Here is a 10,409-nt window from a genome sequence, read left to right as displayed (position 1 = left end):
ATAGTGTTTCGGTGGTCATAGCGTGAGGGAAACGCCCGGTTACATTCCGAACCCGGAAGCTAAGCCTCACAGCGCCGATGGTACTGCAGGGGGGACCCTGTGGGAGAGTAGGACGCCGCCGAACAATTCTTCGAGAGAAGCCCCCGCCGGGTGAACCGTGCGGGGGCTTTTCTGTTGTAAGGTCAATGTGCATTGTCGTCACACGGGACAGGAGGCCCCCGGGTGGAGGTCCAGGAGACGCGGGTCCAGACCGATCGCGTCCTCACCATCCCCAACCTGCTGAGCATGGGCCGGCTGGTGGGCGTTCCGCTGTTTCTCTGGCTGATTCTCTGGCCGGTGTTCGACGGGCCCAACAACGACGGTTGGGCGCTGCTGATTCTGGCGTTGAGCGGGGTCAGCGACTACCTGGACGGAAAGCTCGCCCGGCGCTGGGGGCAGATCAGCCGGGTGGGGCAGCTGCTCGATCCGCTGGCCGACCGCCTCTATGTGCTGTCCACGCTGGTCGGGTTGACGTGGCGTGAGATTCTGCCCCTGTGGGTCACCGCGATTCTGTTGGCCCGTGAGGTGTTTATCGCCGCGCTGCTGCCCATTCTGAACCGGCACGGTTATGGGCCGTTGCAGGTGAGTTTTCTGGGCAAGGCCGCGACCTTCAATCTGATGTACGCGTTTCCGCTTCTCCTGCTCGGCAGCGGGCACAGCTGGATCTCGCGGCCGGCCGAGGTGGTGAGCTGGGCCTTCATCTGGTGGGGGACCACGCTGTACTGGTGGGCCGCTATTCTTTACGCGGTTCAGGCGCGGCAGATCGTCCGGGCGAGCTCGACGGGGTCCGCGTCCACTGTCTGAACGTCCACACTCCGAGACGTGATCTGAGAGAAGTCCCACGGTGCCTCGGTGAGTCGGACGATACCTTCCGGGTAGAGATCCCCCTGGAACGGTTTGATGGACCTGCAGGTCCACCACCGCGAAGGAGGACGCACCCGTAATGAAAGCCGTTGTAATGGCAGGGGGCGAAGGCACCCGACTCCGCCCGATGACCTCCAGCATGCCGAAGCCACTGCTTCCGGTGGCCAATAGGCCGATCATGGAGCACGTGCTACGGCTGCTGAAGCGGCACGGCCTCTCCGACACCGTCGTTACCGTCCAGTTCCTGGCGTCACTGGTCAAGAACTACTTCGGTGACGGCGAGGACCTGGGCATGCATCTCACCTATGCCCACGAGGAGACGCCACTCGGCACTGCGGGGAGTGTCAAGAACGCCGAGGACGCGTTGAGGGACGATTCCTTTCTGGTGATCTCCGGTGACGCGCTGACCGACTTCAATCTCTCGGAATTGATCGAGTTTCACCGCAGTAAGAACGCACTGGTCACCGTCTGCCTCACCAGGGTGCCGAATCCGCTGGAGTTCGGGATCACGATCACCGATGACGACGGGCGGGTCGAGCGCTTCCTGGAGAAGCCGACCTGGGGGCAGGTCTTCTCGGACACGGTGAACACCGGTATCTACGTGATGGAGCCCGAGGTCTTCGACTACGTCGCCGCGGGAGAGTCCGTCGACTGGTCGAGCGACGTGTTCCCGCAGTTGTTGAAGGAGGGCAAGCGGGTCTACGGCTACGTCGCCGAGGGCTACTGGGAGGACGTGGGCACCCACGAGAGCTACGGCAAGGCCCAGGCGGACGTCCTGGAGGGCAAGGTCGACGTCGAGATCGACGGGTTCGAGATCTCGCCGGGCGTGTGGGTGGCCGAGGGCGCCGAGGTGGACCCGGAGTCGGTGTTGCGCGGGCCGCTGTACATCGGGGACTACGCCAAGGTCGAGGCCGGCGTCGAGATCCGTGAGCACACCGTGCTCGGCAGCAACGTAGTGGTCAAGCGTGGGGCCTTCCTGCACAAGGCGGTGGTCCACGACAACGTCTACATCGGCCCGCAGAGCAACCTGCGCGGCTGTGTGGTGGGCAAGAACACCGACGTGATGCGGGCCGCGCGGATCGAGGACGGCGCAGTGATCGGGGACGAGTGCCTGATCGGCGAGGAGTCGATCATCGCGGCCAACGTCCGGGTCTACCCGTTCAAGACCATCGAGGCCGGCGCGGTCGTCAACACCTCGGTGATCTGGGAGTCCCGCGGCCAGGAGCACCTGTTCGGCGTCCGCGGGGTGTCCGGCATCCTGAACGTCGAGATCACCCCGGAGCTGGCCGTCCGGCTGGCCGGCGCGTACGCGACGACGCTGAAGAAGGGGGCGACCGTCACTATTGCGCGTGATCACTCGCGTGGTGCGCGTGCGCTCAAACGGGCGATGATCTCGGCGCTCCAGACGTCCGCGATCGACGTCCGCGACCTGGAGAACGTGCCCATGCCGGTGGCCCGGCAGCACACGGCGCGGGGGAGTGCGGGCGGGATCTTCCTGCGCACCACGCCAGGGGTGCCGGACTCGCTGGACATCCTCTTCTTCGACGAGCGCGGGGCCGACCTCTCGCAGGCCGGGCAGCGCAAGCTGGACCGCGTGTACGCGCGCCAGGAGTACCGGCGGGCCTTCCCCGGCGAGATCGGGGACCTGACCTTCCCGTCCAGCGTCTTCGACTCCTACGCGGGCAACCTGCTGCGGACCGTCGACACCACCGGGGTCCGCGAGGCCGGGCTGAAGGTGGTCGTGGACACCGCGCACGGGAGCGCGGGGCTCGTCCTGCCGAGCATCCTCGGGCGGCTCGGGGTGGAGGCGCTGACCGTCTCCAGCGGGCTGGACGAGGCGCGGCCGACGGAGGACGCGGAGGAGCGGCGGGCCGGGCTGGCCAGGCTCGGCGAGCTGGTGGCGTCGTCCCGGGCGGCCTTCGGCGTCCGTTTCGACCCGGTCGGCGAGCGGGTCGCGTTCGTCGACGAACTGGGCCGGGTGATCGACGACGACCGGGCGCTGCTGGTGCTGCTGGACCTGGTCGCGGCCGAGCGGCGCAGCGGGCAGGTGGCGCTGCCGGTGACCACGACCCGGATCGCCGAGCAGGTGGCCGCGTACCACGGTACCCAGGTCATCTGGACCACGACGACGCCGGACGACCTCGCGAAGGCGGCTTCGGCCGAGGGCACGGTGTTCGGCGGGGACGGGCGCGGCGGGTTCGTCGTGCCCGAGTTCAGCGGGGTGCTGGACGGGGCCGCGGCCTTCGTCCGGCTGGTCGGCCTGGTGGCGCGGACGCAGCTCACCCTGAGCCAGATCGACGCGCGCATCCCGCAGGCGCACATCCGGCGGCGGGACATCGCGACGCCGTGGGCGGCCAAGGGCATGGTGATGCGCTCGGTGGTCGAGGCGGCCGGCAGCCGGAGGCTGGACACCACGGACGGCGTGCGGGTCGTCGAGGCGGACGGGCGCTGGACGCTGGTCCTGCCGGACCCGGCCGAGGCGATCACCCACCTGTGGGCGGAGGGCCCGGACGACGAGGCGACCGAGGCGTTGCTGGACGACTGGGCGGCGGTGGTCGACGGCGCCGGGAGGTAGGTGGCGCGGTAGCGACGGCAGCGGGGGCGTGCGGCATGGTTCGCACGCCCCCGCTGTCCGTTTTCACGCTGTTCGGCAGGATCTGCTGCGTTCTGTCGTGTGTGCAGCTCAGGGGGCGTGCACGGGGCCGTTCGGTGACATGGGACGATGGTCCGCATGCCAGCGACGCCGACGCCGAGTGCCAGGAACGGACGGTACAACCGTCCGGACGCCTCGATGTCCTTGCTGACCAACGTGATGGACCACAGCCTGGACGAGGGCTACGCCGAGGCGGCCGCGGCGCGGGGCGATAGTCGCGACAGCCGGATACCCGGGACGCTCCAGGGCCTGCTCACGCTGGGCGCCGGGCTGGCCCTGGTGGGGGCCGTGGTGACGGTCGGCGCGGTGAACGCGCACAAGGCGGAGCCGACGCTCGCCCAGGAGCGGGACGCGCTGATCCACCGGATCAACGACAGCAACGGCTCGGCCGACCACCTCCAGCAGCAGGTCCAGGACCTGCGGGAGAAGGTCGACAACACGCAGCGGCAGGCGCTCGCCTCGGGCGACGACGGGTCGGACGGGCTGACCGGCGCAGTGGGCCTGGGGGAGGTCACCGGGCCGGGCCTCAAGCTCGTCCTGGAGGACGCCGCGGGGACCGGCGGCGGGGGGAACGTCGACCCGCGGGCCGGGCAGGGCTTCTCCAACAGCGGCCGGCTGCGGGACCGGGACCTCCAGCTGGTGGTGAACGGACTCTGGGGGAACGGCGCGGAGGCCGTCTCGATCAACGGGCAGCGGCTGACCGCGCTGTCGGCAATCCGGGCCGCGGGTGAGGCGGTGCTGGTGGACAACCGGCCGCTCGTCCCGCCGTACACCATCCAGGCGATTGGGGATGGGCCGAAGCTCCTCACCGCCTTCGAGAAGGACATGGCCGGGGAGTATCTGCGGCTGCTCCAGGAGAAGTACGGCATCAAGTCGACGCTCTCCGCGCAGAAGAAGCTGACGCTGCCGGCGGCGGTGGGGGTGACGCTGCGGACCGCGCAGCCGGTGACGCCCGAGCCCTCGCCGACGGCGACCCCGTCGGCCACGCCCTCGGCGACCCCGTCGGGCGGAACCTCCGAGAGCCCGAGCGCGTCCGTTTCACCGTCCGCTACCGGCGGCAGTCCGAGCCCCGCACCGCGGGGGCCGGGCCGATCTGCCAAGACCACGACAGCGACAGGAGCAGCTAGACCGTGATTGCCGTACTGGGTCTCGTGATCGGGGTGGTCGTCGGGCTCTTCGTCCAGCCCGAGGTGCCGGACGCCGTCGTGCCGTACCTGCCGATCGCGGTGGTGGCGGCGCTGGACGCCGTGTTCGGCGGTGTCCGGGCGATGCTGGACGGGATCTTCAACGACAAGGTGTTCATCGTGTCGTTCCTGTCGAACGTGGTGGTCGCGGCGCTGATCGTCTTCCTCGGTGACCAGCTGGGCGTCGGCTCGCAGCTGTCCACCGGTGTGGTCGTCGTCCTCGGCATCCGCATCTTCTCCAACGCGGCAGCGATCCGGCGCCATGTCTTCCGTGCCTGAGTCGAGCCGCGGGACGGCGGCGGAGAAGGCGGACGGACGGGCTGGAGAGAACGTGCGCGAGGACGGCGCGGAGAAGGCGGCCGAGGAGACGAAGCCGGAGTCTGCAGCGGTCGCGAAGGCCCGGATGCCCGAGGAGGCGGAGGCGGGCGAGAATGCCGCGGAGGCCCCGAAGGCGGAGACCGGCGAGAAGGCCGAGGAGAGCGTCGACGGGCCGGCGGAGGACGAGGAGCAGCAGGCGAAGTCTGACGCTAAGGCTGAGCTTGAGGTGGTGCCCGCCGAGGAGCCTGCGCCGGAGCCCGAGGCGGAGCCGGAGCAGGAGCCCGCGCCTGCGGAGGAGATCGAGCAGGAGCCTGAGCCCGAGTCGGAATCCGAGTCGGAACCCGAGTCGGAACCCGAGCCAGCCGCCGTGGGCCGGAACGCCGGGCGGCGGCGTCTGAAGGCCGCGCTCTGGCCGCCACGGCTGTCGCGCGGGCAGCTGGTGGTGGCGCTGCTGCTGTTCTCGCTCGGTTTGGCCCTGGCGATCCAGGTGCGCTCGACCAACGACCACCACAGCCAGCTGCGCGGGGCCCGCCAGGAGGATTTGGTTCGGATCCTCGACGAACTGGACAGCCGTCAGCAGCGTCTCCAACAGGAGAAGGCGGAGCTGGAACAGTCCCTGGCCAAGTTGGAGAACAGCTCCAACCAGGCCAAGGAGGCCCAGGAGCAGACCAAGAAGAAGGCGACGGAGCTCGGCGTGCTCGCCGGTACCGTCAAAGCCACAGGTCCGGGCATCGTACTCACGGTCGATGATCCCCAAGGGCAGGTGAAGGCAGATATGCTGCTGGACACCCTGCAGGAACTCCGAGCGGCGGGGGCGGAGGCGATTCAGATCAACGATGTGCGCGTGGTGGTCAACACCTACTTCACGGACGCGGCGGGCGGCGGTGTGCAGATCGACGGCAAGAAGGTCTCGCAGCCGTACCGCTTCACCGTCGTGGGGAATCCGCAGGACCTGACGCCCGCGCTGAACATCCCGGGAGGTGTGGTCCGCACCCTGGAGAGCCATCAGGCGCGGGCGACGATCACCTCCCCGCCGAAGGTCGTCGTCGACGCCCTCGTCGATCTGAAGACGCCGCAGTACGCCAAGCCGGCTCCGAAGTGACGGGGCGCCTGGCGAACGGCCCGTCACGTGCGGGCGGCACCCGGTGCGGGGCGCCGTCGTGGCGTGGGCGAGACTGGTTCATACCAGCACGCATCGGAGCACTGTCCGCCCTACCTAACGCCGCACCACCCGTCGGAGTACCACTCCCGCCGGCCCGATCCGTGACCGGGCCCGCAGCCTGTCCGAGGTTCTCACCCTGCCCCGCGGGCGGGTCTGTCACACGCAAGGGGATTCGCCCGTGAGTTTCTTCTCGAAGTTGTTCGGTCGTAACAAGGGCCGTGACGCGGCCGTCGAGGCGCCGACCGCGCGCCATCGCCGGTCCGACGACGAGCCCGCCGTGCCGGGCATGCGCCCCGCTCCCGAGGGGGCGGAGTATGCCGAACGCCAGCTGTTCCGGGACGGCGGCGCCCAGTACGCGGGGAATCCGGCGGGCTACGGCGCGTCGGTTGACCCTTCCGGCGACCCGCGCATAGGTTTCCCGTCAGGACCCTCAACCTCTGGTGGAGGGTTTGCCCCGGACCCGTACGCCGGGCACAACCCATCGGGTGTGCCGCGCCAGGAGGCTGTGAACATGGCTGGCCCCACTCCGTGCCCCAGGTGCGGTAACCAGAACCCGGCCGCGGCCCGCTTCTGCTCCAACTGCGGTACGGCGCTGCGCGGTGGCGCGCTGCCCGAGGGGGCGGCGGAGACCACGTCGACCATCTCCATCTCCGGTCTGGAGTCGTACGACCCGAACACCACGACCGGCACCGGCGCCACGCCGGCGCTGTCGGCCGAGGTGCTGTCGGCGATCGACGCACTGCCGCCGGGCTCGGCCCTGCTGATCGTGCAGCGCGGTCCGAACTCGGGCAGCCGGTTCCTGCTGGACGCGGACGTCACCACCGCGGGCCGCCACCCGCAGGGCGACATCTTCCTGGACGACGTGACGGTCTCCCGGCGGCACGTGGAGTTCCGCCGTACGCCGGCCGGCTTCAGCGTCGCGGACGTGGGCAGCCTCAACGGAACCTACGTCAACCGGGAGCGGATCGACGAGGTGCCGCTGAACAACGGCGACGAGGTGCAGATCGGGAAGTACCGGCTGGTCTTCTTCGCCGGCCACAACCGGGGGTACTGAACCCAACGTCGGCAGGAGCCCGAGTGAGTACGAATATTCCTTCACCTCTCGGGGCGGCCATCCCCGCGTCCTCCGGTCCGCAGTCGGACCGGAACGGGCGCGGGGTGGTCGCGGGCCCCAGGCAGCCGGTCCGGCCGGAGCGCCCGGGCGGGCGGCGGCGCGGCGGCGACGAACTGCTGAGCATCGGCGCGGTGCTGGCCTTCCTGCGCGACGACTTCCCCGAGGTCACCATCTCCAAGATCCGGTTCCTGGAGGCGGAGGGCCTGGTCGAGCCGCAGCGCACGCCCTCGGGGTACCGCAAGTTCAGTCCGGCCGACGTCGAGCGGCTGGCGTACGTGCTGCGGATGCAGCGCGACCACTACCTGCCACTGCGGGTGATCCGCGAGCACCTGGACGCGATCGAGCGCGGCGAGGCACCGCCCGCGCTGCCGCCGTCCGCCGACGCCAGGCCCGGGCCGCTGGAGGAGGCGGACCGGGAGCTGGTCGCCTCGGCCGAGGTCTCGTCCGGGGTCCGGCTGGGCCGGGCCGAGCTGCTGGCCGCCGCCGAGGCGGGGGAGCGCGAGCTGGCCGAGTGGGAGTCGTACGGGCTGGTCGCGCCAGGGCCGGACGGCGGGTACGACGGCGAGGCGCTGCAGGTGGCCCGGCTGGTCGCGGAGCTCGGCCGGTACGGGCTGGAGCCGCGGCACCTGCGGGCCATGAAGGCCGCCGCCGACCGGGAGATCGCGCTCGTCGAGCAGGTGGTGGCGCCGCTGCGCCGGCACCGGAACCCGCAGACCAGGGCCCATGCGGAGGCCACCGCCAGGGAGCTCGCGACGCTGTCCGTCCGGCTGCATGCGGCCATGGTCCAGGCCGGTCTGCGGACCCGCGCATAGCGTTCCCACCGCGCTGACCAGCGGCGTCCTCCCTGCGCTTTCATATCCGGGTCCAGAGCCATAGGGTTGCCTGTGTGAATGAGCTCGACGTCGTGGGTGTCCGGGTGGAGATGCCTTCCAACCAGCCGATCGTGCTGCTGCGGGAGGTTGGGGGCGATCGGTACCTGCCGATCTGGATCGGCCCCGGCGAGGCGACCGCGATCGCCTTCGCCCAGCAGGGCATGACGCCGGTGCGCCCGCTGACGCACGACCTGTTCAAGGACGTCCTGGAGGCGCTCGGCCAGCAGCTCACCGAGGTGCGCATCACCGATCTGCGGGAGGGTGTCTTCTACGCCGAGCTGGTCTTCGCCGGCGGGGTCGAGGTGAGTGCCAGGCCGTCCGACGCGATAGCGCTCGCCCTGCGCACCGGCACGCCGATCTACGGGAGCGAGGAAGTGCTCGCCGAGGCGGGGATCGCGATTCCCGACGAGCAGGAGGACGAGGTCGAGAAGTTCCGCGAGTTCCTCGACCAGGTGTCGCCCGAGGACTTCGGGGGCAGCGGTCCGCAGTAGCGCGGGCGGGCCGGAGTACCGGCCGGGTAGCCGTTTTGCCAAAATCCGTCCATCTACCCACACTAGGGGCACGAAAAACCACTCTCCTGGGTGATCTGGTTTGTCCGGCTCGGCGTGGCGATCGTTGACGGGTCATAGGGGACTGCCTACCGTCAGGAGTGGTTGCCCGGGTGCTCGACGCCCGCAGTCTGGGTTGCCCGCAGCACGAGTGGACGGAGGTAGGCATGAGCAGCACCAGCGATGACGCGGCCGTGGGAGGCCTGTGCGCCGTGCACATGCCGCGCACCGCTCGCACCGCCAGCACCGTGACGGACCTGCCCCGGATGGGCCGGTTCCCGGCCGTGCAGCCCGGCCAGCCGGCTATCGAGCGGCTGGCGCCGACGTCCGAACTCATCGGCTACCGCGGCCCGACGGCCTGCGCGGCGGCCGGCATCACGTACCGCCAGCTGGACTACTGGGCCCGCACCGGACTGCTGGAGCCCAGCGTCCGATCGGCGTACCCGGCAACCAGCCAGCGGCTCTACAGCTTCCGCGACATCCTGCTGCTCAAGATCGTCAAGCGGCTGCTCGACGCGGGCGTCTCGCTGCAGAACATCCGGGTGGCCGTCGCTCATCTGCAGTCCGCCGACCAGGCCGACCTGACCGGGCTGACGCTCATGTGTGACGGTGCGACGGTCTACGAGTGCACCACGCCGCAGCAGGTCGTGGACCTGCTGAAGGGCGGTCAGGGCGTGTTCGGCATCGCGGTGGGCGCGGTCTGGCAGGAGCTGGAGCTCACCCTCGGGCGGCTGCACGCCGAGCGGACCGACACCGGCGAGACGCTGGTTGGGCACGACCCGTCGGACGAGCTGGCGCAGCGCCGCAACCGGGCGGTCTGAGGACCGAACTGACGAGGCCGCGGGCCCGGACGGGGAACCGTCCGGGCCCGCGGCCTCGTCGTGGTGCCTGGTGAAGCGATCTAGGGAGGGCACGTGAGGTTCGGCTCCGGGATATCGGGCCTGATACGGCGTCGGGCCGTGCAGTGGGGGGTCCGGCTGCGGCAGCGGCGGACCCAGCGCTGGATCTACCAACTGGCCGTCCTCTGCTGCACGGTGGCGTTGGCGCCGATGTCCTGGCTGTGGCTGTCGGCGGGCGACCGGGTGGGCACGGTGGAGTCCGCGCCGGTGGCGCCGGTGGCGGTGGTCTTCGGCGCAGGGCTGGACCAGGGCAAGCCGACGCCGTACCTGGAGCACCGGTTGGTCGCGGCGCTGGACCTGTACCGGGAGCGGAAGGTCCAGGCGATCCTGGTGACCGGGGACAACGGGCGGGTGGAGTACAGCGAGCCCGACGCGATGTTCCGCTACCTGACCGAGCACGGGGTGCCGGAGGGGCGGGTGGTCCGGGACTACGCGGGCTTCACCACCTGGGACTCCTGCGCCCGGGCGAAGCGGGTCTTCGGGGTGGACCGCGCGGTGCTGGTGAGCCAGGACTTCCACGTCCGACGGGCGCTGGCGCTGTGCGAGGCGGCTGGCATCCGGTCGTACGCGGTGGGGGTGCCGGAGCTGCACGACGCGACGTGGCTGTACGGAGGCCTGCGGGAGATCCCGGGGGCGGGCAAGGCGGCGATCAACGCCTGGCTGCGGCCGGACCCGGTGTTCCTCGGCCCCGAGGAGGACAGCATCCCGAAGGCGCTGGCGGAGGCCGCCAGGCGGTAGGGGAGGGGGGGTGGCCTT

General features: G+C 70.3%; 10 protein-coding genes and 1 rRNA gene. All 11 read left to right on the top strand.

Features of this window, described 5'->3' with window-relative positions:
* The first annotated feature begins 7 nt into the window (after positions 1 to 7).
* The 11 genes from rrf to KV557_RS18255 all read left to right on the top strand — a co-directional run bounded on the left by rrf (position 8) and on the right by KV557_RS18255 (position 10,391).
* Positions 8 to 124 (top strand): 5S ribosomal RNA (rrf, locus tag KV557_RS18305).
* A 98-nt stretch (positions 125 to 222) separates the two neighbouring features.
* Positions 223 to 843, top strand: coding sequence for a CDP-alcohol phosphatidyltransferase family protein (locus KV557_RS18300; protein ID WP_218201494.1), 621 nt, complete (start codon positions 223 to 225; stop codon positions 841 to 843).
* A gap of 139 nt (positions 844 to 982) precedes the next feature.
* Positions 983 to 3,478: a mannose-1-phosphate guanyltransferase gene (locus KV557_RS18295; protein ID WP_218201492.1), complete on the top strand. Its 2,496-nt coding sequence runs from the start codon at positions 983 to 985 to the stop codon at positions 3,476 to 3,478.
* A gap of 156 nt (positions 3,479 to 3,634) precedes the next feature.
* Positions 3,635 to 4,690 carry a DUF881 domain-containing protein gene (locus tag KV557_RS18290; RefSeq protein ID WP_308129960.1) on the top strand — a complete coding sequence of 352 codons (1,056 nt, stop codon included), beginning with the start codon at positions 3,635 to 3,637 and terminating at the stop codon, positions 4,688 to 4,690.
* Positions 4,687 to 5,019 carry a small basic family protein gene (locus KV557_RS18285; RefSeq protein ID WP_030062488.1) on the top strand — a complete coding sequence of 111 codons (333 nt, stop codon included), beginning with the start codon at positions 4,687 to 4,689 and terminating at the stop codon, positions 5,017 to 5,019. The genes KV557_RS18290 and KV557_RS18285 overlap by 4 nt, the downstream gene beginning before the upstream one ends.
* A gap of 124 nt (positions 5,020 to 5,143) precedes the next feature.
* Positions 5,144 to 6,160: a DUF881 domain-containing protein gene (locus KV557_RS18280; RefSeq protein WP_218201540.1), complete on the top strand. Its 1,017-nt coding sequence runs from the start codon at positions 5,144 to 5,146 to the stop codon at positions 6,158 to 6,160.
* Positions 6,161 to 6,731: 571 nt separating this feature from the next.
* The gene (locus tag KV557_RS18275; protein WP_374106641.1) at positions 6,732 to 7,274 is read left to right on the top strand and encodes an FHA domain-containing protein; all 543 of its coding nucleotides are present in this window, start codon (positions 6,732 to 6,734) and stop codon (positions 7,272 to 7,274) included.
* A gap of 176 nt (positions 7,275 to 7,450) precedes the next feature.
* On the top strand, positions 7,451 to 8,146 hold the full coding sequence (gene ftsR, locus KV557_RS18270) for a transcriptional regulator FtsR (protein WP_218201539.1): 696 nt from the start codon (positions 7,451 to 7,453) through the stop codon (positions 8,144 to 8,146).
* 74 nt (positions 8,147 to 8,220) lie between these two features.
* Positions 8,221 to 8,697, top strand: a complete 477-nt coding sequence (locus KV557_RS18265) for a bifunctional nuclease family protein (RefSeq protein WP_030303568.1) — start codon at positions 8,221 to 8,223, stop codon at positions 8,695 to 8,697.
* 224 nt (positions 8,698 to 8,921) lie between these two features.
* The gene (locus tag KV557_RS18260) at positions 8,922 to 9,575 is read left to right on the top strand and encodes a MerR family transcriptional regulator (protein ID WP_218201486.1); all 654 of its coding nucleotides are present in this window, start codon (positions 8,922 to 8,924) and stop codon (positions 9,573 to 9,575) included.
* Positions 9,576 to 9,713: 138 nt separating this feature from the next.
* Entirely contained in the window at positions 9,714 to 10,391 is a 678-nt protein-coding gene (locus tag KV557_RS18255) for a SanA/YdcF family protein (RefSeq protein WP_308129958.1), read from the top strand.
* Positions 10,392 to 10,409: the final 18 nt, after the last annotated feature.

It is taken from the genome of Kitasatospora aureofaciens, assembly GCF_019192735.1.
Taxonomy (GTDB): Bacteria; Actinomycetota; Actinomycetes; order Streptomycetales; family Streptomycetaceae; genus Kitasatospora; species Kitasatospora aureofaciens_A.
This window is presented reverse-complemented; position numbering and strand designations above follow the sequence as displayed.

Coding starts and splice junctions, on each gene's coding strand:
- KV557_RS18280 (WP_218201540.1), top strand. CDS start 5,144: ATGCCCGAGGAGGCGGAGGCGGGCGAGAATGCCGCGGAGGCCCCGAAG.
- KV557_RS18295 (WP_218201492.1), top strand. CDS start 983: ATGAAAGCCGTTGTAATGGCAGGGGGCGAAGGCACCCGACTCCGCCCG.
- KV557_RS18260 (WP_218201486.1), top strand. CDS start 8,922: ATGAGCAGCACCAGCGATGACGCGGCCGTGGGAGGCCTGTGCGCCGTG.
- KV557_RS18275 (WP_374106641.1), top strand. CDS start 6,732: ATGGCTGGCCCCACTCCGTGCCCCAGGTGCGGTAACCAGAACCCGGCC.
- KV557_RS18290 (WP_308129960.1), top strand. CDS start 3,635: ATGCCAGCGACGCCGACGCCGAGTGCCAGGAACGGACGGTACAACCGT.